21 protein-coding genes are annotated in these 23436 nt (G+C 52.4%); 6 read left to right on the top strand and 15 right to left on the bottom strand.

What is annotated here, in order from left to right; all coding sequences use genetic code 11:
- Positions 1 to 5: 5 nt before the first annotated feature.
- Positions 6 to 287 (bottom strand): succinate dehydrogenase assembly factor 2, encoded by a 282-nt coding sequence (locus tag FHR98_RS09440; RefSeq protein WP_183416424.1) that lies wholly within the window; start codon positions 285 to 287, stop codon positions 6 to 8.
- An 85-nt stretch (positions 288 to 372) separates the two neighbouring features.
- Between FHR98_RS09440 and recG the strand changes: the two genes are divergently transcribed.
- Positions 373 to 2454 (top strand): ATP-dependent DNA helicase RecG, encoded by a 2082-nt coding sequence (recG, locus tag FHR98_RS09435; RefSeq protein WP_183416423.1) that lies wholly within the window; start codon positions 373 to 375, stop codon positions 2452 to 2454.
- Positions 2455 to 2463: 9 nt separating this feature from the next.
- Here the strand turns inward: recG and FHR98_RS16580 are convergent, their stop codons facing one another.
- Together FHR98_RS16580 and FHR98_RS09420 are read right to left on the bottom strand one after the other, a co-directional pair.
- Positions 2464 to 3942 (bottom strand): DUF502 domain-containing protein, encoded by a 1479-nt coding sequence (locus FHR98_RS16580; RefSeq protein ID WP_221205822.1) that lies wholly within the window; start codon positions 3940 to 3942, stop codon positions 2464 to 2466.
- A gap of 69 nt (positions 3943 to 4011) precedes the next feature.
- Positions 4012 to 4887, bottom strand: a complete 876-nt coding sequence (locus FHR98_RS09420) for an alpha/beta fold hydrolase (RefSeq protein WP_183416422.1) — start codon at positions 4885 to 4887, stop codon at positions 4012 to 4014.
- A 192-nt stretch (positions 4888 to 5079) separates the two neighbouring features.
- Here FHR98_RS09420 and gpmA point away from each other — a divergent pair, with 192 nt between their 5' ends.
- The 4 genes from gpmA (at position 5080) to FHR98_RS09400 (ending at position 10877) form a co-directional block, all read left to right on the top strand.
- Positions 5080 to 5835, top strand: coding sequence for a 2,3-diphosphoglycerate-dependent phosphoglycerate mutase (gene gpmA, locus FHR98_RS09415; protein ID WP_183416421.1), 756 nt, complete (start codon positions 5080 to 5082; stop codon positions 5833 to 5835).
- Positions 5828 to 6106, top strand: coding sequence for a hypothetical protein (locus tag FHR98_RS09410; protein ID WP_183416420.1), 279 nt, complete (start codon positions 5828 to 5830; stop codon positions 6104 to 6106). The genes gpmA and FHR98_RS09410 overlap by 8 nt, the downstream gene beginning before the upstream one ends.
- A gap of 240 nt (positions 6107 to 6346) precedes the next feature.
- Positions 6347 to 7930, top strand: a complete 1584-nt coding sequence (locus tag FHR98_RS09405; RefSeq protein WP_183416419.1) for an ATP-binding protein — start codon at positions 6347 to 6349, stop codon at positions 7928 to 7930.
- Between the two features lie 211 nt (positions 7931 to 8141).
- Positions 8142 to 10877: an ATP-binding protein gene (locus tag FHR98_RS09400; RefSeq protein ID WP_183416418.1), complete on the top strand. Its 2736-nt coding sequence runs from the start codon at positions 8142 to 8144 to the stop codon at positions 10875 to 10877.
- A gap of 48 nt (positions 10878 to 10925) precedes the next feature.
- On the opposite strand, the gene FHR98_RS09395 is transcribed toward FHR98_RS09400, so the two are convergent.
- The 7 genes from FHR98_RS09395 to FHR98_RS09365 all read right to left on the bottom strand — a co-directional run bounded on the left by FHR98_RS09395 (position 10926) and on the right by FHR98_RS09365 (position 17282).
- Positions 10926 to 11780 carry a crotonase/enoyl-CoA hydratase family protein gene (locus FHR98_RS09395; protein ID WP_221205821.1) on the bottom strand — a complete coding sequence of 285 codons (855 nt, stop codon included), beginning with the start codon at positions 11778 to 11780 and terminating at the stop codon, positions 10926 to 10928.
- Positions 11781 to 12184: 404 nt separating this feature from the next.
- On the bottom strand, positions 12185 to 12685 hold the full coding sequence (locus FHR98_RS09390; protein ID WP_221205820.1) for a 3TM-type holin: 501 nt from the start codon (positions 12683 to 12685) through the stop codon (positions 12185 to 12187).
- A complete protein-coding gene (locus tag FHR98_RS16835) occupies positions 12633 to 13115 on the bottom strand; it encodes a D-Ala-D-Ala carboxypeptidase family metallohydrolase (protein ID WP_183416416.1) in 483 nt (160 codons plus the stop codon). The genes FHR98_RS09390 and FHR98_RS16835 overlap by 53 nt, the downstream gene beginning before the upstream one ends.
- Positions 13066 to 13377 (bottom strand): hypothetical protein, encoded by a 312-nt coding sequence (locus tag FHR98_RS09380; RefSeq protein ID WP_183416415.1) that lies wholly within the window; start codon positions 13375 to 13377, stop codon positions 13066 to 13068. Before FHR98_RS09380 ends, FHR98_RS16835 begins: the two co-directional genes overlap by 50 nt.
- Before the next feature lie 76 nt (positions 13378 to 13453).
- The gene (locus FHR98_RS09375; protein WP_183416414.1) at positions 13454 to 14320 is read right to left on the bottom strand and encodes a DUF4376 domain-containing protein; all 867 of its coding nucleotides are present in this window, start codon (positions 14318 to 14320) and stop codon (positions 13454 to 13456) included.
- A gap of 9 nt (positions 14321 to 14329) precedes the next feature.
- Entirely contained in the window at positions 14330 to 16312 is a 1983-nt protein-coding gene (locus FHR98_RS09370) for a gp53-like domain-containing protein (protein ID WP_183416413.1), read from the bottom strand.
- A 4-nt stretch (positions 16313 to 16316) separates the two neighbouring features.
- Positions 16317 to 17282 carry a hypothetical protein gene (locus tag FHR98_RS09365; RefSeq protein ID WP_183416412.1) on the bottom strand — a complete coding sequence of 322 codons (966 nt, stop codon included), beginning with the start codon at positions 17280 to 17282 and terminating at the stop codon, positions 16317 to 16319.
- 645 nt (positions 17283 to 17927) lie between these two features.
- On the opposite strand from FHR98_RS09365, the gene FHR98_RS09360 reads away from it, so the two are divergent.
- Positions 17928 to 18113 (top strand): hypothetical protein, encoded by a 186-nt coding sequence (locus FHR98_RS09360; RefSeq protein WP_183416411.1) that lies wholly within the window; start codon positions 17928 to 17930, stop codon positions 18111 to 18113.
- A gap of 252 nt (positions 18114 to 18365) precedes the next feature.
- On the opposite strand, the gene FHR98_RS09355 is transcribed toward FHR98_RS09360, so the two are convergent.
- Genes FHR98_RS09355 through FHR98_RS09335 form a run of 5 tightly spaced genes read right to left on the bottom strand, consistent with a single transcriptional unit; the run spans position 18366 to position 23435 of the window.
- A complete protein-coding gene (locus FHR98_RS09355) occupies positions 18366 to 18959 on the bottom strand; it encodes a hypothetical protein (protein ID WP_183416410.1) in 594 nt (197 codons plus the stop codon).
- A gap of 7 nt (positions 18960 to 18966) precedes the next feature.
- Positions 18967 to 19602, bottom strand: a complete 636-nt coding sequence (locus tag FHR98_RS09350) for a hypothetical protein (RefSeq protein ID WP_183416409.1) — start codon at positions 19600 to 19602, stop codon at positions 18967 to 18969.
- Positions 19603 to 19631: 29 nt separating this feature from the next.
- Entirely contained in the window at positions 19632 to 20090 is a 459-nt protein-coding gene (locus tag FHR98_RS09345) for a hypothetical protein (RefSeq protein ID WP_183416408.1), read from the bottom strand.
- Positions 20091 to 20525, bottom strand: coding sequence for a hypothetical protein (locus FHR98_RS09340; RefSeq protein ID WP_183416407.1), 435 nt, complete (start codon positions 20523 to 20525; stop codon positions 20091 to 20093).
- A 3-nt stretch (positions 20526 to 20528) separates the two neighbouring features.
- Complete coding sequence (locus FHR98_RS09335) at positions 20529 to 23435, bottom strand: phage tail protein (RefSeq protein WP_183416406.1); 2907 nt, start codon at positions 23433 to 23435, stop codon at positions 20529 to 20531.
- Position 23436 lies beyond the last annotated feature (1 nt).

Raw genomic sequence — 23436 nt, 5'->3', positions numbered from 1 at the left:
CTAGATCAACTTTTTGTCTGGAAGGCTAGCAGCCACTTCATGACTGGTGAGTTGGCATCATCGGGAATCGCTTCTTGACCTGTTAACCATCGAACTAACGCCGGGTCAGGCAAACGAAGGACAGCCTCGAAGTCATCCATTTGGTTGTGATCCATGTTGGCTAATTCGCTATCAGCAAAAGGGCCAATCAGCAAATCAGCTTCTTTGGTTCCACGATGCCAAGCACGGTAGCGCAGCCTTTTGCGTCGCGTATCTAGGTCGTCATGGCGAAAGTCTGCATCAGTCATTGTCGCTCAGTCCTCATCTCGGGCTAGGATATAAAGCGATAGCGTTACGCTGTCAGCGTTCAATCTGCGCCGATGAGGAAGTATCTTGCGACCTGAACCGCTTTATCCGCTTTTCGTACCCCTTACCAACCTACCGGGAATCGGTCCTCGGTTCGCTAAACTTTTTGAGCAACTAGCCGGGCCAAAAGTGCTGGACCTGTGCTGGCACCTTCCCATTAATGTAATTGATCGTCGGTACAGCCCAAAAATTGGCGAGGCTGAACCCGGGCGCGTTGCCACCTTGCTGGTTCGTGTATGTGAGCATCGTCCCGGCGCAAGCCGCCGCCAGCCTTACAAAGTTGTCTGCGAAGATGAAACCGGTCGTGTTGAGTTGATTTTCTTTCATGCGCGCCCGGATTATTTGGAACGGATTCTTCCTGCCGGCAAAGAAGTTGCGGTATCCGGCAGGTTTGAGCTTTTCAATCACCAGGCGCAAATGACTCACCCGGATCATGTAGTTAAACCGGATGAGGTTGGACAACTGCTTCGCTTGGAACCGATTTACCCCCTCACCGCTGGCCTACCTCAAAAAACTGTGGCCAAGGCCATCAGGATGGCTCTACGGCATGTACCCGTTCTTCCTGAGTGGCTTGATCCGGTATTTGTTCAGAAGCGAAATTGGCCGAGTTGGTCCGATGCTTTGCTCCAAGCTCATAATCCAGCGAACAGCAGCGATGTAGAGCCAGGTTCGTGCGCCCGGCAACGATTGGCTTACGACGAACTTCTTGCCAACCAACTGGCGCTTTTGATCGTACGAAAAGCTGCACGGCGCACACCCGGCAAATCTTTGAAGGGAGACGGGTCGCTCCGATCATCCGTAAAGGAAGCCTTACCCTTCTCGCTCACCCGGTCACAAGCGGAAGCGGTTATGGAGATCGAGCAAGATCTTGCCAAACCATCGAGGATGCTGCGGTTGCTCCAGGGTGATGTTGGTAGCGGCAAGACCGTGGTTGCGCTTTTAGCGATGCTCATCGCCGTCGAGGCCGGGCAGCAGGCCGCCTTGATGGCGCCAACGGAAATATTGGCGCGCCAACATTATGAAACCCTGCGTCCACTCACTGCGCACCTTGGAATTGAAGTTGTTCTCTTGACCGGTAAGGACAAGGCAAAAGACCGGCGGCAAACACTTGAAGCAATTGCGTCTGGCCGGGCAGCAATCGCGGTTGGCACCCACGCTTTGTTTCAAGACGGCGTAGATTTCAGCAAGCTCGCGGTGGCCGTGATCGACGAGCAACATCGGTTTGGCGTTCATCAACGCTTGATGCTTGCCGGCAAGGGGAAGGATGTGGATGTCCTCGTCATGACTGCAACACCAATTCCACGAACCCTTATGTTGACTGCTTATGGTGATATGGACACCTCACGTCTTCTAGAAAAGCCAGCTGGACGTAAACCGGTCGATACGAGAACCTTGGATATAGAGCGATTATCTGAAGTCGTAGATGGTTTGCGACGGGCAGTAGAGAGCGGTGCGCAGGCGTATTGGGTTTGTCCGCTCGTTGAGGAGTCCGAAACCAGCGATCTGGCCGCGGTTGATCAGCGTTATGAGACGCTGCGAAAGGTTTTTGGAGACCGAGTAGGACTGGTTCACGGGAGGATGAAAAGCGCGGAGAAAGACTCGATCATGGCCGACTTCAAAGCCGGGTCGTTGGCTGTCCTTGTTGCTACAACTGTGATTGAAGTGGGCGTCGACGTACCGAATGCAACGGTCATGGTTATCGAACACGCTGAACGCTTTGGACTTTCTCAGTTGCATCAAATGCGCGGCAGGGTCGGACGCGGCGGTGATCAGTCAGTTTGCTTGTTATTGTATCAAAAGCCTTTAGGAGAAACTGCGCACAGGCGCCTGGAGATCATGCGTGAAACCGAAGATGGTTTTGTTATTTCAGAGGAAGATTTGAGACTGAGAGGTGCAGGAGAGGTGTTGGGCACCCGACAGAGCGGCATGCCTTCGTTCCGTGTCGCCGATCTGACACAGCACGATGATCTGCTTGCGATTGCCAGAAGTGATGCCAAGTTGATTGTCGAGAATGACAGCTGGATGGACAGCAAGCGCGGAGCAGCATTACGCACCCTCCTCTATCTCTTTGAGCGCGATGCTGCGGTACGTTATATACGATCCGGTTGAAAGCTTGTTTTACGCCCGCTTGCGGACACCGGAGGTTGTTTGAGCTTCTTGGGGTGCGTCCGATGACATATCTGGTTCATCGTCCCCGTCATCATCGGCTCCATGGTCGGCAGGTGTGATGATTCCCCCCGAGATCACCATTTTCAGACCTTCTTCAACGCTCATATCCAGGAGAATGGTTTCCTCTCTGGGAATGAACAGCAAAAAACCTGAGGTTGGGTTTGGTGTTGTAGGCAGGAAGACATTGGCCATTTCCGTTTGTGTCACGTCCTGAACGTGGCCTTCGGTTTGGCCCGTAATGAAGCCGATTGCCCAGGACCCGCGCCTTGGATACTCAATTAGGACCGTATCGCGAAAGGCGTTGGACTGCTGGGCAATGATGGTTTCAATGATTTGCTTTGTCGCTCCGTAAATCGAACGGGCAACCGGCAATGTTCCTAGCATGCGGTCGGCGGTCCGGACCATTACTCGACCAAGGAACCCGGCTGCGGTCATGCCAACCAATATCAATCCGGTGAGAAGTACAATGACTCCAAGACCGGGAATAGAGAACGGTAAGTAATGTTCCGGGTTCCAGTTTGCCGGTATGAGAGGTACAACTCTGCTGTCTATAAACCCGAGAAACTCCCACCCAAGCCAAGCCGTAATGCCGAATGGAACAGTGACCAGGATACCGGTTAGGAAATAGTTTCGCAGCCGTGTCAAAAGCCCGGTCCTGCGCACCTCAGTCACTTCAGGCTTCAGCATTTCTTTGGAAAGACGCAGGTCTGCTTGTTTTGAGTTCTTTGCGCTGGCAGGTGGCATGACGATGCCGCCCGACACTACAAGCTTAACACCGGCCTCTACGGACATATCAAGGTCATGAACCTCGCCTTTTGGGATGAACAGTAAGAATCCCGTCGTGGGGTTTGGGGTGGCCGGTATAAAGACGTTGATGGTGGTCGCATCAGTTAATCGCTGAACTTCCCCTTCGGTTTCACCGGTTACAAAGCCGACTGCCCAACTTCCTTCACGCGGATACTCAACCAAGACAACGCGCCTAAAAGCAGAGGTTTCCTGATTAATCAGAGTTTCAAGCACCTGCTTGATGGATCCGTAGATACTACGAACAACGGGAACTCGATTGAGCAAATTTTCACCGAACCTCATGATGTGCCGGCCAATGTAGTTGGCAGCAAGGAAGCCGATAAAAGTCAGCCCAAGCAGCGCAAAAAGGACGCCAAACCCGGGAATGTCGAAGGGTAAATTGAAAAACTCGACGAGGTATGTTTGTGGATCCCAGCGTGCAGGAACCAACGGCTCGATCTTATCATCCACAAAGGAAATGAACTGCCAGATAAGCCAGAGCGTGATGCCGATCGGCGCTGTCACCAAGACGCCCGCAAGTAAGTAACGGCGTAAACGGACAACAAGCGGATTGCTCGCCTTTACCGGGCGCGATCGGCGCTTGCTCTTGGTATCTCGTTGAGTATCACGAGGCGAGGTCATTACGTCTCTTCACCTTAAAAAAAGGATGCGCTTGATATTGTGATTGACGTCTTTGTGTTCCAAGCAAATTCACGCTGGTCCAAAAAAATGCTGAAACGCTTGAAGCGTTCCATCTGGAGCCTCTTCCGGAACAAAATGACCACATTCGAGCGCGTATCCTCGGACATCGTCCGCGCGTTCGCGCCAAACTCCCAGAACATCATAAGTCCGCGCCACAACTCCTTTCGCCCCCCAAAGGACAAGCAATGGGCAGGTGATTTTACGCTGGATATCGGCTTTATCATGCTCAAGGTCAATTGTAGCTGCCGCTCGATAGTCTTCACAGCTCGCGTGAATTGTGCGTGGATCAGAGAAACAGCGCTTGTACTCTGCCAAAGCCGGGCCTGAGAAAGTCCCTTCGGTTCTACACCACTGACCGAGTTTCTTCTCGAGATAATACTCAGGATCGGCGCCAATCATACGTTCGGGAAGATCAAATGGTTGGATAAGGAAGAACCAATGATAATAAGCTGTGGCAAATTCCATGTCCGTTCGTTCATACATGGTGAGCGTCGGAGCAATATCCAACACGGCAAGTTTTTTAACTCGGTTCGGAAAATCCAAGGTAAGCCGGTGGGCGACTCTCGCTCCGCGATCGTGTCCGGCTAAATTAAAAGTTTCAAAATTAAGGTAAGTCATGACCTCGGCCAGATCCGCAGCCATGGCCCGCTTGGCATAAGGGCTGTGATCGTCCGCGCTGGCTGGTTTTGATGATCGTCCATAACCGCGAAGATCGGGTACAACGACCGTAAAACTACTGGCAAGATCAGAGGCTATTTTTGCCCACATTGCACCTGTCTGAGGATAGCCGTGTAAAAGTAACAACGGTGGGCCTGAGCCACCCAAACGGACCAGAATATCCGCTCCGTCGGTATTGACTACTTGCTCAGAGAAACTTTCAAACATCAGATTTGCTCTCACCGCTACGAAGACGGGTTAACTGAAATCGTCGCATAGAATTGTCGCCACACGTCAAATGAAGCGTTGTGACGCCGGTTTTATTGGAGGCTAACAGCATCTGCGACCAATGGGCGCTTGAAATGCGGGTCCGACCATGTTCCATAAGGATTTCCTTGATCATACTGGGAGGCTCACTTAGTGACTGGGACTCTGATACTGCTACGCCACGGACAAAGCCAATGGAACCTTGAGAACCGATTCACCGGTTGGGTTGATGTGGATATCACACCACTAGGGCGCTTGGAGGCCGAAGCGGCGGGTAGGCTCTTGTTGGAACAAGGAATTCAGATCGATCGAGCTTTTGTTTCCGTCTTAAAGCGCGCCATTAGGACGCTTTGGATTACACTCGACGAAATGGACCAAATGTGGGTCCCCGTTGAGCATAGTTGGAAGCTTAACGAACGTCACTACGGCGCATTGCAAGGACTAAACAAGCCTGAAACAGCAGCTAAGTACGGTGAAGATCAAGTTCTGATTTGGCGTCGCAGTTTTGATACACCGCCTCCGATGATGGCAGAGAACGATGACGGACATCCTGGAAAGGATAGACGCTACAAGAATATACCGATTGAGAAACTGCCTGTCGGTGAAAGTTTGTCGATGACTCTTGATCGTGTGTTGCCCTACTGGCGCGCCCAGATTGAACCACACCTAACTGCAGGAGAGACCATACTCGTTGCCGCACATGGAAACAGCATCCGTGCGATCGTCAAACATCTAGACGGCATGTCCGAGGAAGAGATAACAGGCCTGAATATTCCAACAGCGGTTCCATTGGTTTACCGATTTGGTGAAGCTTTGACCGTCTTGGATAAGCGATACCTTGGGGATACAGCGGCAATAGAAGCCGCCGCTTTAGCCGTTGCCAATCAAGGCAAAGCAAACAATGAGTAAAGAACGCAGAATATCTTTTAAGTCAGTTGCTCTGGCTCTCACGCTGGGCATCTTGCTTGTCGTTTCCGTCGTGGGGGCATATCGGATTTGGGTCTCGATGGACGGCGGCGAGATGAGCACTCACGGGTTCATCGCATTGATCGGCGGTAGTATTCTAACACTCCTCGTAGGCGGCGGACTCATGGTTTTGGTGTTTGTGAGCAACCGAAGCGGGCATGACGATATTGTGGCCGGGATACCGTCGTCTAAGAATGAGGACAACGACCGCTAGTAAACACGAACTAAATAATTACTATGCTATTTTTAGTAGATTCAAAATACAAAATTGGGCAATTCAACGATAGTTTTGTGAAGTAGCGCCTTTTACCCTTTTCGTTTCATCTCGGCATGAGTGGCTCAAATTGAGCTGTCGAAGAACCGAGATATCGAGAAAAGCTGGGTGTGGGGGCGTTGCTAATGGAACCAACCGTCCAATTCAAAGGTGCAAGAGACAAGCTCACCTCAGGTCGTTATGGTTAATACAACCGTAAGCAGATCAATTGGCCTCGTCCTTGGCGAGACGTTTGGAAGACTGCGGCGTGATAATCGTGATGATTATCATGACGCGCTCGTTCGTATTGTCCTGAGCTTTTTCTTCGTTGTTTCATCGCAACATTTCGAGACGGCTTTCAAAGGCGATCCACTAGCGCTCAGCGCCTTTACTTCGATAGCATTCGGCTTTCACCTTGGTGCTCAGTCCGTGTTCCTCCATCTCGTTTGTCGTCCAAGCGATGGTAGGTTTCGGCAAGCGGCGGCCTTATTTCTAGACACCTCAACTACGCTTTTTATACCCCTTCTCTCGCCAGTGTTTGGCTTGGTACTTGTACCCTGGTTACTTTGGTCTTCACGCTTATTCTGGATAAAGGCGCGGGCGGAACGGGACTCAGGTGACAAAATGCCTGTCCCACGGTCATCAGTGGCACAAGAACAAATTGTCACTGCATCTCATGACCTTAAGGCGCCCCTCGGCGGCATAATCAGCACTGTCGAGGTTTTGCAAGCGACAGAAATCAGCGATGAACAAAGGCAACTTCTGCGATTATTAAAGGCTTCCTGCAGGGTTCTTAGAACCTGTGCGGATCAGGTACTTGATGGAGATCGCCTTTCGAACTCGAGCCTGACAATAGATCGAACTAATGACGATCTACGTTCACGGCTAAAGGATATTACAGATGTTGGCCATGCGCTGTCGTTGGAGAAAGGGCTAAACTTTGTCTCCTACATTGCGCCTGAGGTTCCCAAAATTTGGTTCGGTGATGGTGCAAAGCTTGATCAGATCTTGATTAACCTTATCTCCAATGCCGTCAAATTCACCGACCACGGTTCGGTATCCTTAACCGTTAGCCTGAAGAAGACTGGAGCGCGCGGTAGGTGTCATGAACCTATTCTTCGCTTTAACGTGAGAGATTCCGGGATTGGAATTTCTCATAGGTCGCAAAACGCGGTGTTCGAGCGGTATGTACAGGCTAAAGAACACCACTGTCAGCACCGGGCGGGGCATGGTCTCGGGCTCGCGCTTTGCCGAGAAACTATAGCGATCATGGGCGGTGAACTGAAGGTAGATAGTATGCTTGGTCAAGGCACCGCGTTCCAGATCGACCTACCCCTATCGAAGAAGGCTACGGAAATTGAAGGTGATGGGGGCACTAGCAAAAAGTTATTCGTTTTGAAAACCCGGCCCCATGTAAAAACCCGAAAAATTCTTGTTGTTGATGACGATCCCTTCACTAGGCGCGTTTACGGCTTCATTGCGAAACAACTCGTCGCACAAATCGACTTTGCATCAACTGGTAAAGACGGTCTTAGAAAAATAAAAACTAAGCACTACGACGTGTTATTGCTTGATCAGAACTTACCGGATTCAAGCGGCCTTGAAATCGCGGCGCAGATACAAAGCATCGACCAATCTATCTACATAGTCCTTGTAACCGGAGATATGGCCGTCACCTTCCCCTCAATATGGAAATCGGTGGGAATTCGCGCTATGTTCGAAAAACCGATTGACCGCCTCAGTTTGCAAAAAGAGCTAACAAGGCTGCTCGATGAATCTCACTGAGAACGCTGCCGACGCTAGCCAGCATTAGTTATCACAATCACTATATAGAGCAAAGATCGGCGAAGCACTCGCTATATGTTGAAAGATACTTTACACGACTCTTTGCAACAGCCCAAGATCGCGGGTGATTACGAGGCAATAAATCATCGCTTTGTAACACGATCTTAAGACCAAGTATGGTCTATATACATAGTGGTAAAGCCATCGGCGAATGGCACGCCAAGATATAGAGTTGGAGACCGCCGAGCGCATTATGCCGTCAAGCGACCCGTTTCATGATGGGCTAATCAGTTGGCTGGTTAAGCGGCTAAGCAATCGTGCTGACAGCGAGCACGAGCAAGCGCTGATTCGTGTTGTGTTTGGCTTTGTGACGATTGCCTACTGCGGCGGCATCGTGCTGGCCCTTGGAATGTCTCCGCCTTACGTCCCCGAAGTGCGATACCCGATGATCATTGCCAGCACAGGCATGGTCGTAACGATCGCCATTTTCGCACACATTGTTTGGAAGCCTGCCCCCTCCCCGGTTCGGCGTTACTGCGGCATGGTTAGCGACATGGTGTCACTGACCGCATTTCTGATTACGGGTGGCGCTTTTACAGCTTTTTGGTACCCAATTTATCTTTGGGTCGCCTTTGGAAATGGTTTTAGGTACGGCGAGCAGTATCTGCTGGTTTCGACAATTAGCAGCCTGGTTGGTTTCTCCTTTGTCATCGGCATGTCGGATTACTGGTTGGCGCAACCAGAGTTGGCTGCCGGACTATGGTTGGCGCTGATTATATTGCCGGCTTACGCGTCCACCTTGATGGCGAAGTTACGTCGCGCGAAAGCACAAGCAGAAGAAGCTAGCCGTGCCAAGAGCCGATTTCTGGCAAACACGAGCCACGAACTACGAACACCGCTAAATGCTATCATTGGCATGAGCGAGTTGTTGCGTAGTACTAATCTGGACCAGGAACAAAAAGAGATGGTCCGTTCTGTCACAACGGCAGGACAATCGTTGCTTGCACTTATTGACGATATTCTGGACATCTCCCGGATTGAATCGGCGAAAGCTTCGGTAAACGTTGAGAACATCGACCTGCACAGCGTGTTTAACGCAGTGTATGAGATCATCGACAATCAAGCGCGCAGCAAGGGTATTTTCTTTGAAGTTCATATAGACCCCCGTATTCCCTTTGCGTTACGCGGTGATGCGCAGTACCTGCGTCAGATCCTCATCAATTTGTCGTCCAACGCGATAAAGTTTACCGACCAAGGCGGCGTGCTTGCCGAGGTTCGCCTTTTGGGAGGTAATGATAAGCGGGTGCATTTGCGCTTCGAGGTTTCCGATACCGGCATTGGCTTGCCACCGGAAGCGCGCAGTCGAATTTTTGAAACCTTCACGCAAGCAGATGATACAACCACGCGCCGCTACGGCGGCACAGGTTTAGGATTGGCAATTTCTCGCCAGCTTGTCGAACTGATGGGCGGCGAAATCGGCGTCGATAGTGTTGTCGGCAAGGGCAGTACCTTCTGGTTCGAGTTGCCGTTCGAACTATCCGGGATCGAAGAGGAAGACGCTGATTTGACCCTGCGTGGTCATGCGGTCCTGCTATCCTTCTCTCGGGCGACTTCCGGCTTAGCAACACAGTTACGGTCTCTTGGGTTGGCCGTAACACAATGTCAGGATCCGAAGGTTGCTGCAGAGCACCTATCAGAAGGTTGGGCTGGCGATAATCGACTCCCGCAGGTATTGGTCCTTGATGCTCGGAAGATGCCGGGTAACGCTGTATCAGCAATAGCTGCGGGACGTGCAGTAGGAGTCAGCGTGCCAAAGGTCTTGATTGCAAGGGAGATGGATAGCTTGCGCTCTCTTGCCGTCAAGCGTCAGTTTATTGCGGTGATCGCGACCCCGGAAGACAGAATCATCCTGAGGAATGCGATTCATGCGGGCCTGAGTGCAGACCGCAAGACGGAAGCCTTCTTGGAACCCACGGGTGCGGTTGAACAGGCGCAGTTGGGTCAAAGAACCGCTACCGCTTCGATTGCGAACGTGGGACAGAACCAAACTTCTAATCAACAAGCCACTGGTTCAAAGAACAACGGCACAAGTGGCATATCTCCTACGGTCAAGCAGCCTGTCGCCGACGCTCCAAGGCGGCAACTTTCGATTCTGGTTGCCGAAGATAACCCCATCAACCAACGGGTAATTGGTATGACGTTGGAGCGGGCTGGCTTCAAAACGACATTGGTAGGCAATGGTGAAGAGGCCCTTGAGGCAGTCGATAACAGTAAGTTTGATATCATTCTCATGGATATGCATATGCCCGGGATGAGCGGGATTGAAGCGGCTAAGATGCTCCGAATGGAACGATTGGGCGGCCGTCAAATTCCGATTTTGGGAATCACCGCTGATGCTACGTCAGAGGCGCGGAATGCGGCGTTGGAAGCTGGGATGAATGCGTGTCTCACTAAGCCCATTGAGCCTTCTCGGCTTGTCAGAGCAATAGAAGAGTATGCCTTGCCCGAGGATGGCGAGGAGCGACCACTGGGTGCGCCGGAAATGCTAACCGGTAAGATTGTAACGCATCCGCGATTCAATGGGCGCGAAGAGTTGCCTGTACTAGACAACGAGATACTGGAACGCCTAGTTGACGATGAAGAGGGCCGTTCTTTGGTGATTGAGTTGTCTGATGCATTTGATGCTGATGGGAAACGTCTGGTGACCCGTATCAAGCTTGCAGCCCAAAGTCAGCAGTACAAAAAGTTCATGGAATTGACGGGGCATTTGCACGAAACGGCGCGCAGCGTCGGCGCTATCACACTTACGAAGCGCCTCGAGGATATTCGGCGCCTGACACCACGACAGTTTGAATCACGTTGTGTTGGGCTAGCCGAGCAAATATCCCTAGATTTCCAAGCTGCACGAGCGGAAATTCAAGCTTTCGTAGAGCGGTTTGAGGATTAAAAAAGGGCCGCTGCATGCGGCCCTTTTTAACGGTTATCCTTTATGCCCTCATCTGCCGAGGCGGCGTTTGTCTTGGGCTCCTGCCAAGCGCTCCATACGGCGAAGGTCTGAGTCGGTCAACGTAAGTGCAGCGTCGACCCAGTCCACTGTGATCTCATAGAGTTCTTCATAGGATAAGGGATTGATCCGTTGGCGTGCGCGGTAGACCGCAATATTTGCATTGTGCCGACGAACGTTACGGCTCACGTAGTCCATTACGGCCGTTTGCCCTGTTCCATCCTCAACGATCATGTCGACAAGGCCCAGTTCATAAAGCTCTTCTGCACTGTAAACCTTACCGCTGAAGATCATGCGCTCAGCTTGCGCTGGTCCAATCCGCCTGGAAATTAGGCTGTAGGCGCCCATTCCAGGGAAAAGATTAAACAAGACTTCCGGAAGACCAAACTTTGCACTCTTTTCCGCAATGACAACGTTGCCAGAGATTGCTGCTTCGAACCCACCACCCAATGCGTCTCCCTGAATGAGGGAAATCGTAATGACAGGAAGTTCGAGATTCACCGCATTCGCATAAACCACATCTACGCAGTTTGTTGCGTAAGCAAGGAGATCGCCTCTTCGACCCTCTCGAATCAACTGTGCGAAAAGCTTCAAGTCACCACCCAAGTTGAACACACCCGGTACGCTTGATCCCCAAACCATGTACTTGAACGGAATGGAGGAAGCGTCGCCGCGTTGATAACAGTGGCGAATGCCTTCTTGCAGTTGTCTTGCTTCATTGGCTAAGCCGGGCGTAACGCTCGGGCGACCCTTAGGTGACATATAACACCAGAGGATTTGACTCTCTTCGTCCAAATCGACTTCAACCTGTTCGTAATCCTTGGTCTTGGCAAGCCAGCCAATCATCCGAGGCCAAGCTTTTGCCGATTCAATCCTCTGAGTTGCCTGATCGGATACTATTCGAGGTTCTTCTCGCAACTCACGTTTGAACCCATGATGCTTTTCAGCGGGTGCTTCCATTGCCCAGAATACTCCCGGTACGGGTTGTTGTTAATCGTAGGTTAAGAGAAAAAATAAGATTGTACAAATAGTTTTAGATAAGATTAAGACTTATTACTAAAGCCTTAACAGTTTTGTTAAGATTTTTCCAAAAATTAATATTTTATTAACTATTTTGAAACCAAACTGTTCTTGATTCGATGACCTTTCGGTAGCTCCTCAAAAGTAACACCAAGATTTTCGGGAGTATAATAGAGACCGATGCGCGCATGCGTGATTGGATTACCGGAGTTTGGTGCCTGAACCCTTCCTCATTTGGGCGTTGGCCGTTTCCATTTATCTAAGGTTCGTGCACTGGTGTATCCAAGGTAACCTGTTCCAAAAAGCCACCACACCGGCTCAGGAATGGCATTGAGCAGTTCTGAAACCGCCTTGGCTGCAGCCGTAACCTCTTCCGGATAGAACACACTCAATGGCGCGCCAAAAAAGATCAGGAACACAAGCACAGCATACATGAGGTAGAGGAACGTTGGCCGTGCTCGGCTGGTCCAGGGGTCATCACTTCTTGCTTCGGCCAAAATCGCGGATAACTGAATCTGCATATCCTGTAACCGGCCTTTTTGATCCAACTGAATTAGTTTTACATGAGCTGCGGCTTTTTCTTCTTCGGTTTCAAATAGGTTATCAATTAAGTCGCCAGCTAGTTTTGCGAGGGGGCCTACGAGTAGCGCTGGTATCATTTCTTCCTCTAGTCCTTTTCTAGTAGCTCCAAATCCAAGGCCGTTTGCGTGTGTCATTGCCTGGTAGGTCATCTAGGTGAATGAATCTGCTCGACACAGGTCCCTTTTGTTGGAGGCCTATACCGGTAAAGCCATGGGCTAAAGACGCATCCAGCAAGTCAAAGGCCGCACTCCCATAAATGTGGACATCGACAGCGCGCCCTGATGTGTGCGGCCCACTATTTCCGGTGCTGGAAACCCGCTTGTTGTGTTCCGGGCTGCGGTAACCGGAAGTCACGATTAGGGGCCTGCCGAAGGCCATTCTTAAGGCTTCCAGGCGATCCAAGAAATTCTCGTTAATCCTTAGAGGGCTTCGTCCCTCTTCCCATTTTGAGGAACGCTCGGCCAGTTCCCGAGGTGAAAAATGAGGCCATCGCCATTCGATTGGGTCTGCATCAATCCAGGATGTTAGATCAATCAACAGACGTCCCCCTTTGCTCCAAACTGCGAAGTCGCGTTTCATGATCGGCTAGGTTCTGTCGAAGGGCGGATAGTTCAGTGCGCGAAACACCCTGCTCCAGCTTATTTCTCAACTCCCCCAGTTGTTCGGCTAGGTATTCGACCCGCTCCTGTAGGCGAATTGTTTCCTCTCGTCCCTGGGTTACAGTAAGGCCGACCCATCCGACCAGGCCTACCAGGATCGAAGCCAGCAGTGTCTGAGCGTGTCGCTCAAAGTTTGATCGCTGCGTCGTGCCGCTTGGTGCCTCAAGCTGCGGTGGTTTCATAGAAAATCTCCATAAAAAATGCCGCTCTGGATTAGCGGCATGCTTTGGTCGGTTTAGGCGGCCGATGTTTGAGCATTTAGGGAATGGGCCAACCGGGCTCGATGTCATAGGCGTCGATCGATGCAATGTCATCCAGAGCGGCAAGATTGTCTTTATGCCGCCAGGATGCTTCATAAACAGCCGAAACATGACGTTGCACCGCAAGCCCGAGCCGCACCATTTCCCCGGTATCGATGGTGTGAACATGGTCCATCGCATCACGAAACTGGAATGGACCAGCACCGTTTTGAGCCGCTGTGACCAACCCTAGAATATTTCGGAAGTCACGTTCCCCGCGAACATCGACAGGAATTGAACGGCCTGAACCTACATCGATCGAGATCGTACCTGGCTTTGTCTTTGCCTCCCGCAAAGCATGAATGGCTACGATTTTAGTGTTGCGCCGCTCCTCCAACGGAATCTCACGCGGAACTAGATCTCCTGACCCGGCATTGAGACTGAAGTCCCAAACTTGGTTAGCGGTATCGGCGAGCCAGGCTTGCCAAGTCGATACGCTGATTTCGAAAGCCTCAGCAGGAATCTTCGTTTCAGGATTGCTGATCTCAATGTATGGAGGTTCAAAAGTTTCATCCCGCACGATGACGGTTGGGGGTTCGAAGTTCGGGTCGGCTATGAGGATTGTTTTCTGATTCTGCGGACCAACTGGCTGGTTGGATTCATACCCGGGATTAGGTGCTTGAACCGTTGGCCAATCACCTTTCGGTTGGGGGCGAGGATCAAATCCATGGTCAATTACCGTAACCACCGGCCAATCACCCTCCGGCGTCGTCGCTTTATTGAACGATGGGTCTACAATTTTGATCCGACGGGGGCCGTGCACATCATCTGAATAGAATCCGATGACGCGCCCTACCGTGTCTACTCGAGCGTAGTACCTGGACATTTTTCCTCCTCAATATCCTATTGAAAGGCAAAAGGCGCTTGTGTTTGGGGCTTCCGCGCCCGCAGGACCCTGCAGGGAAACGCCAGATGCAGTGACTGCGGCAACTACCGCATCGCCGCCAGTTTCACCCGTTACCACTCCAAGCACGGCATTTGGGAATGTCATCGGGAACGCCGCGAATTTTGGAACGCCTCGGCCCGCAGCGGCGTTTAGCCACTGCAAAATCAATCCGTTGCCGAAGACTTGATACCCCGGATCGGCGAGCACACCTTCTCCCCCGGTCAACAGGGGTTGGCCATTTATGGAAATAGAGCCATCCGCGTTCAGCGAAATCTCGTTACGCAATGTTCCGGCGCCTCCAAAGAGCCGCAGGGATAGCCCTTCCGTAACGCCGTCATACCGAATTTCACTTCGCACAGCACCGCCACCGCCACGCAAGACAAAAGCGCTCTCTCCATTGGCGACCGGCGCCTGCGCGCTAATTTCCGTTAGCGCAAGTAGCGATCCGTCGTTTTGACGGCGCGCTAGCGTGTTCGCGGTCGGTTGATCACTTTGGATGAATCCATGCAGTAAATCAGCATCCAATCCTGAACCGCTACCGTCATTGTGTTGACCCCAAAGTTTTAACCCACGCCAGAAAAGGTCCCCTTGATGTTCCAATCGCATAGCGGTCCAATTGTTTGGGTCCGCCGGATCATGCACCCTGAACCGCGGCTTTTCCGGCTCCCCTACAGGTGTCCACCAACTTGCGGCAACAGTGCCGTCGCCACGGGCAATTTCTATGATTCCATTGTCGTTCGCCAACCTAAGATTCCCGGTTAACGTGCCACCGGTCACGGGTAAGAATCCCGAGGCACCAGCAGCCCAGGTATTTAGTGTCGTTGGGGTTACCGCGCGTTCGCTATCGCCCCCACTATCCACCTCAGCTTGCGTTGCAATTTCTATAATCCCCTTCTCCGTCGTGCTTGCATCAGGCACGTTTCCGGGGTTCCCGGTATCAAATGCTAGAAGCTTGCCGTCATAAAAAAGCCCGTCCGAATCTGACCGGAGGATCTTCGCTGACGGTGTGATCTGAAGGGCCCAATTGCTGTTGGTGCCAGTCTCATAACCAAGCATCAAGGTTGGGGGAATCGGCCCGGCTTCACCTTCGTCTATAAGCCGCAGATTCCAGTCGGTGTTGCTTGATCCCGCGCCGCCATTGAATTTGACAATCGCTTGATCTGCTTTAAAGGTGACATTGTGATTGAAGGTCTGTTCCCCCAAGAAGAGGTTTGCATCTGCCGCTCCTAGCTTGGCGAAGTCAGCACTGTCACGTCCATCGAAGAGATCAGCATCAAGCCCCGATCCTTGCCCGCCTTCCACCGCAACCGCGACCCCTCCTGATGCATCGAGAGTGGCACTAAGATTCGCAGCAAAATTGAGCGGCTTGTTGACGCCGATCGTACCTACGAAGCTTGCATCGTCATGTACTGATAAGACGTCGGTGATCAGCGATTCTTTCGTTACGGCCTCTGGCGCACCCAGGTCATCAAATCCAAAAAGTTTATTTGCCCTAACGATTTCATTTGGCAGTAGCAAATCTTCGCTTTGATCGGTCTCTGGAACCTTAATGACACGGCTTAACTGCTCTTGAAGTTGTTGCTCAGCCATCGCTCTGTGGTCTAACACTCGTTCGTGTGACTCAGCGGGGAAAGGGTCTCCGGCTGTGTACTCCGCATCTTGTGTCAAAGGTACAATCCGACGGATAAGAACGAGGTGTTCGTCTTGCGGGGGGCTCGTAAATGTAACTGATGCGCCTGCCTCGCCCTGCATTTCTAAAAGCACAAAGTGACCATCCGTAGCATCTAACAGTGATTCGGTTTCAGTTCCGTCAGGTGCTCTCAGATTGACTTTAAGATGTTCAGCTTCCAGTACAGGAAAGGGGAAAAAGAAGGTATCGGTGATTCCGTTACCTTCATAAAAAATCTTGTTTGTTTCGGTTGTAACCGACATGCCTTTACTCCTGGGTGGTGACGATTTCCGGAGCCGATTCGAAGGTGGCTTTAGATTTGGACTTGTCGCCCGACAATTGACTTATTCCCCTAGATCGGATTGCTCTGATGGCATCAAACTCAAAGGGTTCACGCGGGATTGTGCTTCTATCCTGTCTGTTTCCGCGTAGCAGAAGTTGCCCCTGAGAGCCGAAAAACCCGAGATAACCGAAGCCACGATTTGCTACAGGCGCTTTCTCCAGGATTTCTTTGGCAGAAGCGGGTTCATCATTTTCTTGTTGCGGGCTACCATTTCCGAAAGCGGCCAAATCGGACTCGTCTAAATCTTTTAAAAAATGATCTAGCGTTTCGGCGCTCAGTCCGCCTCGTGGAGTAATGATGGGATGGCCACGGAATAGAAAGATACCTATGCCGTCGGGACCAATCGCACCTGACACTTGATGAAGGGCAGCCACCATCCTAGCCGGTGAAACGCCTTCCAGGCCGAAAGCTGTATCCTGAGATAGCAACGCCGCTGCTGCTATCCAGTGAGCTTCCATGAGCGCTGGAGCCTTCTGAGAAATGGCGATGATCTCAGGCGCGTCCTCCTGACCCAGCTTTGGAAGCTTCAGAATCGCCTTGCTTGCGCCGGAAGTATCTTGAAGACCTTTGGTTATCGCAAGTGACGTTGAGGGTTGTAACTCAAGACGGGCCAGGGCCACAGCGAGCGCCGGTCGGATTATGAACATCCGATTGGCAATGCGAGCAGTCATTGACTCACCTAAGCCAACGCGAAGAGCTATCAACGTGGCATGAAGCGCTTTGGCATCAGCGGTGCTCAGTAATTCTATGAGCTGCCAGATTTCAGTGCCATCAAGCGGCGTCAGCTCGATCTCAAGGATTGCGCCGAGACGGTCAATTGTATCTCCCCGTTCCCGGAGGGATTCGGGCGAAGTGAAGTCCAATGGCTTTGGTGACTCTTCTAAACCCATCAGTGCCGCCGCCTCGAGCGGTTGGTTCTCCAAACGCTCTCGAAGTCGGTGATGTAGTCGCAACTGTTTGACTAATTCGCTTCGCTGCTTTTGGGTCTGACTTGTCTGAGCAAGTTTGCGCCGCAGCGCCGCGCTCTGACTATCAAGCGGTTGAGAGAGAAAAGCTCTCGCACTCGCGACGAATCGAACCGGTTCAGCATCAAGCGATTGCGCATCCTCAAGGGAGGGTTTGACGAGCAGGGCGTCTACGTCGTCAACTGCGGCCTCGCCCCTGCGTGCGAAGGCTTTGGCTCGATGCTCTTCTTCCTCAACTCGGTTCGTAGCCGCTGCATAAAGATTCTGCCGCAATGGCGACGGGAGAATAGCCTTCAACGGTCCCGACATAATGGCGTTGACGGCCGTCCGGGGTGCTCGTTCAATCAGTGCCAACGCGGCAGCAAGCGCGATCTGTACCCTGCCGCTGTTTAGGAAGCGTGCGGTTTCCGTGGCTGTTAGGCCCATACTATCGGTGAGTGCCTCAAACTCACTCAGAATACTGGCGAGCTCTTCTGGTGTTTCTCTACTTAAATCGCTTTGCTGCTTTAGGATGGCAGCGACTTGATCAAGCCTCGCGCTGATTCGGCTTCGAGAGATTGCCATTCTTGCTTGCGCGGACAAGGCTTCTCGGAGCCTCGACAGCGAGGGCAGTTCGACGAATTCATTTTGATCAATGGCGCCGTCCTGTATATCGCTGACTTCCTGATCAAACGCCTCGAGCAGTCGCTCGACCGCGCCATTTGTGCGGCCTTCGGCTATATCGCGTCGAAGGCGATCGGTGAAGGACTCACGTAATCTGCTGAGTACCTCTGCCATGAAGCCTGCCTGTTCGAGCCTTTCAATGGCATCTAGCGTTCTGGCTTGCCGCTTTACATCAACGTTGCTTAGTGGTGCCGATTTGAGAATTGGAAGACGGCGGCTATGCGTGCGCTCACCTCCACGTGCGGGGTCTCGATTTGGTGGCGACGCTAAAGCTGCGCCGGCCCCCTTTATAGGGATCGACGGCATTGCTGAATTTCCTTTGATGGGTTGCGTGTGATCGAACGCCTAACGTACGACCTTGGACTCCGCAAAGCGTACGAGGCGGCGAATCATGTGTTCATCGTTACCCAGGCCGCTTTGTTCCAGGAGGGTAATCGCTTCCGGGCTCACTTTGCGAAGTAGTTCGCGGACCATTCCAATCCGCTTCTCAAAATTTATATCACCCCACTCACCGCGCAAGCGCCGCTCAACAGACAAACGTTCCTGCTCTAGTTCTACGGCTGAGAGTTCTTGTTCCATACGCAAGTTATGGAGAGAGGAGATCGCTTTGGCTGTGCCAATGGGTAACCCTACTTGATAAAACCACTCGCGGGCTTTCTTCTCCAGATTGGAGTCATGATGATCGCCAAAGGAAATCAGATACTCGTCGGGACTGCCTGGTGCTACCGGTTCTGCAACAGGGTTCTCTTTCGGAGATTGGCCCAGATCAGTTTTATCGGGGTCGCTTACGACCTCGTGTTTGAAAATTGCCGGAGATTCCTCCTCAGACATCTCAGATTCCGTCGCTTCGTTTTGGCTACGCTTTAAGCGTTGAGCCTTCTTAAAGGCATCGAAGACTGCCCGCTCGTTGTCCTCGTCGCTATCAAACCGAAAGGTCATGAACCTATTACTCCTTCTCAATGTTCAGATAGGCGCGATCATCGCCAACAACACGGGCGCGAAACTTGAGCTCTTGGGCAAGCTGGCCGCTATCCACGAAATGACTGCTGTCGAGCTTCAAACCGACTTGCAAAAACGCGAGCCGTAAGTGACGCAGAAGTGGATCGCCGTAAGCGGGGTGGATGGCGCGAAGCCATCCAGGTTGCTCTGGAGTTACCTCGGCAAGCTTTCGGCCAAGCTCCTCTAACTTTCTGTAGCTTTTGGCGATTGCGGCAACGCCGCGTTCTATGTCACCGGCCAAAGATTCGCGTTGCTGTGCCAGGCGCCGGGCCTGTTTGAACTGTTGCTTTCTTTTGCTGAGCGCAGCCTGCTCGTCCTGCTCCCGTTCAAGGATTGCAGCGCCGTCAAGGGTCCTTTCGGCCAGCTGCTGCTGTTCTAAGTTACTTCTGATGTCTTCGCGGAGCCGTGATAACGCAAGACCAAGTCCCTCCTGAGCTTCAACTGCCACCTTAGCCGCTAAGCGATTTTCTTCTTCACGGAGCAACCCCAAAGACCGCTGCAAGCTTTCCAGCGACTCTTGCTGTTCTTTGATAACTCTGGTCCAAGGCTTTAAGCCGTTGCTGGTTCTGTTTTTTGAGTTCATTTAGGCAATCCCATTATAGAATTTACGATTCACAAAGCGCCGGCGACACCGCTCCCGATCTGGAGAAAATCCCCGAGTAGACCTGCCCCGATCCCGCTTTTGGTTTGATTGGCGCGAAACAAGGCCTCTTGCGCACGCAATTCAGCGTCACGTGCGTTTATCTCTCCTTCAAATTCTTTCGTGAGCGCTTCTGTTTCAGCCGCCACCGCCAGGTCTTCGATAACGGCCAATGGTGTGCCGGCAAGCTGCAACCCACTACGCCCGATGCTAGATCGCTGTCTCGCCAACGCCCGGCGGCCTTGCTCTCGCTGTCCGACTGCAGCAAACCCAGCGGCCTCCCGTGCCAGGAAGGCATTTTGCTTCTCGATGTTGGCTTGATGTTCCTGGAAATCAGCCTGGGCGCTGGCCTGTTGGGCTTGGGAAATAGCACCTACTGCCGAACTGGCCGCGCTTAGACCCGCCGCTATCAGCGGCTCAAACCCTGTCATTCATACCTCCTTGTATATGCGTGAATAGAGTGAGTAGTCTCGTCCTTCCGGCGAATAGGCACGCATTCTTGCCGCCTCCAGTTCAAAGCCAAGCGCGCGGATCCAACGGTGACCTTGTTGGAAGGAAACATCGACATTGGCTTCGATGCGGCGGATTGTCTGGCGGTCCAGGAAAGCCCGAACCGCACGATGTACGGGTAGAAAATGCCGTGGTCCCATCGCGCTGAGCAACGCCCATGCGAGTGCGCGATGGGGATGGCACATCACAATTCCCGCCGCCGCTTTTGGTGTTCCTTGGTGCAACGCCGTGAAGGATGGTCCCGCTTTTTCCAACAGCGATCCATACTCTGGTGTGAAATAGGAAATCATGTAGCTTTGTGCCTCCTGAAGGTGCAGATGCTCCAGGTGCCAACTTTCAAACTCGACGATTTCCACGGACTATCTGTCCTGCGTGACGACCTGTGGGAAGATGGCAACGACTGTTGCAGGCAAGGGCAAGTGTTGCTGGAAATGCACGTGCCCCTCGGTTTCATACCCGCCCGGCCAAATCATAGCCTGGCTATCGCCTGTGAAAGGTGTTGCCGGGCTGTTCATCGCGGTACTGGGGTTTCGATAGTTGCTGATTGGTACCGGGTCCAGAACTTCGGCGGATGGTCCAGCCTTCCCGCCACTCGTTTCAAATAACCGAAACACGACCTTGGTAATCCGTTTGGTCTTACCTTGAGCGGTTCCATCCGCCGCCCCCGCCTCAAGGCGTAAGGTTTCCAGTCGCGCGATACGCGGCAGCCCAGCTTGTATGACCGCATCGGTAATTGGGCGTTCAAGTTCAACAGTCCCGCCGGTCACTTGCCGTTGTGGATGGAGGGCACCGTCAATCAATAAGCTTACGGTCTGGCCCTCTAAATGATCCAGTCCCCCCACCCAGTTGACCGGCTCATTCGATTCAACGCGCAACGAACGCCCGCTATCGCTGAACAGTGCACCGGTAAGGTTGTTTCCGCCGGGCCAAGGTCGTCCCAGGACTTCGACGTGCCGGCGTAATTCTCCATTAATCGTGCGCCGGACCACCAGCCAGACTTCATCAAACGAGCCATCGACCGATGGGATAACCGCAACGCTCTCCACAGCGGCGGGTTTGATCCCCTCGGCATCTGCGTGTCCGCCAAGAGTGTGGCGATGCCATCCCAGGACTTCCTGGTCCCGCAAATAGGTGAATCCCAGCAGCGCACCATCATTGCGCACTGCCCAAAGGACTGAGTCTGGCGATTGGCTGTAAGCCATAGCCTGAATGCCACTTTCTGTCACATGTTCGGCCAGAATCGTCATATCTGGCGCCTTGAAACCGTCTGCTTCAAATACGAACGCCATTTCTCTCAATTTTCGTCGATCACGTTGCAGGAACAGTGCAACATTCGCCACCATTTCTGGCGGTACCGGGGCACTGCCATATGTCGAGGTGCGCTTGGCCACCACGTTGGATGGAGACAGTGCCTCATTGAGATCGGAAGGGCGCATTACCCACTCCCCACCTGTTGTGCCGATCAAGAGCCCTTTGTCCGATGAGCGGAGCCAGAGAATTTCATTGATCTGCTCGGCACTCAATGTGAACGCAACGGCATGGTCGGCCAGGACAACGAGGTCGGGATCGCGATCAAGAAAGTTACCGTAGTCGCCGGTTCTTGATCCGTCGATGCGTTGTGGTAGAACCGGCACGCCTCCAAAGAAAAGACGATCTTCAAAGAACGTCAGCGTAGAAGGATATCCGGTTGTCTTAGACCAAAGTCCCAGAGCCCAGTCGGTGCTGGCCTCTAGTTCCCCGACTAAAAACCCATCAGCGATATCAGGCCAAGAGCCAGTAACGGGCTTTCGAACGTCCGCGCCTTCTGACAGGACCATGGTGTCTTCGGATACCTGCGCCAGTAGAAAGGGGTCGCCGTGCTGCCCATAGCCATCGGGAACTTCGCCGATCGAAAGGCCTCTGGTGTTGTCGCCACCGTCAGGAGGTGGCGGTGGCGAAGGTTCTATCGGCAGATGAAGTGTCAACTTCATCCCACCTCGAAATCCCTTCTCTAGGAATTTATTGCTGCGGTCATAGAGGCGGTCACTATGTGGTTGATCGACGTTGTCCGGATTGCCTTCGACGAATTTCACTTTGCCGTCGGATAGATTGTAGAACGGCATCAATTCCTGGCGCCCATCCTCGAGTTTCTGGACGTCGCCGGTAACGGTTTGTGAGTCGACAACCTCAACAATTCTGACAAAGCCATCATGCAGGCGTATCAGGCGACCTTCATCGCCCTTCAAAAATCCATTTCCGTTGTTAATGCCATCCTTGGAAGAAGCTGTGATTGTAACCCTACCGATACGACCGTCAGCCAAGAGGGTTGTATCGCTGCTGTTGGACGGGAGGAAAGGACCCAAAACCGATACGTAGGGTTCAACGGACCAGCTTAGTCGACCAAACCGTTTTAGAAGTAATGGCTGGTGTTTTGCATGCGTGAAGTAAACCACGTCAGCGGACTGCACGAACTGTACGCGTTCAAGTTCGCTTTCTTCAAATGGTAGCGGTACCTCAAGGGGCTTATTACCGGTAAAATCTACACTGCGGACCACGATTTCCTTCGTACCGACGGTTTCGAAGAGAATCTGCAACAAGGGTGGATATTGACCGCTATCAGGCTGTGGGATTTCAATGAGATGGCTACCGGGTGCCAGCACACGCCGAAGAAGCGAAACACCGTCGTCCGCATTCATGACTTGAAGTGCGAGGCGTGATTCCGGACCTCCTTCTAACGCCACATCAAGCAGATGTAATCCCGAGGGATCCTTTGATTCGACCGTTTGAGAGACGGCTCCAACAGTCAGATCCCCGTCACTGGTTTTGCCGCCGAGCAACCTCAAGCCACCACCAGGTATAGCCTCGGCAACGGCGCCCTCCTCCAGCACAACCTCCCAACCATCCAATCCAGAAGCAAAATCACCGTTGGACAATGTTGCGGCGGCTGCCGGTAGGTCTATTCTTGCGTAAGGGTTGTCTGGATCAACTGGCAGGGGACACAACGCCGGATTGTTGCAGTAGAACCGGAGCGCCGTCGCACTGAGTTCGAGCATCAAGGATTCATCGGCCGCAAATCGGAAGGGAATGAGCCGCGCTACTTGATTCGCCTTCGTTAAACCGACAAAGCGCGTACCAGGACGATGCGTTGCGGGGCCTTGCGGCCTAATAATAAAGTTTTCCATCAATCGCACCGCGTTGCGGTACTTGGCAAGGTCTGCTCGCCCGTCAAGCTGCGGACCCCATTCGCCGGCGGTGAAATTGGTGAAGGCAAAAGATGCTTTTGGCATA

This window comes from Limibacillus halophilus (assembly GCF_014191775.1).
Taxonomy (GTDB): Bacteria; Pseudomonadota; Alphaproteobacteria; order Kiloniellales; family CECT-8803; genus Limibacillus; species Limibacillus halophilus.
Note: the sequence above shows the minus strand (reverse complement) of the source record. Positions and strands in the feature narration are given on the sequence as shown.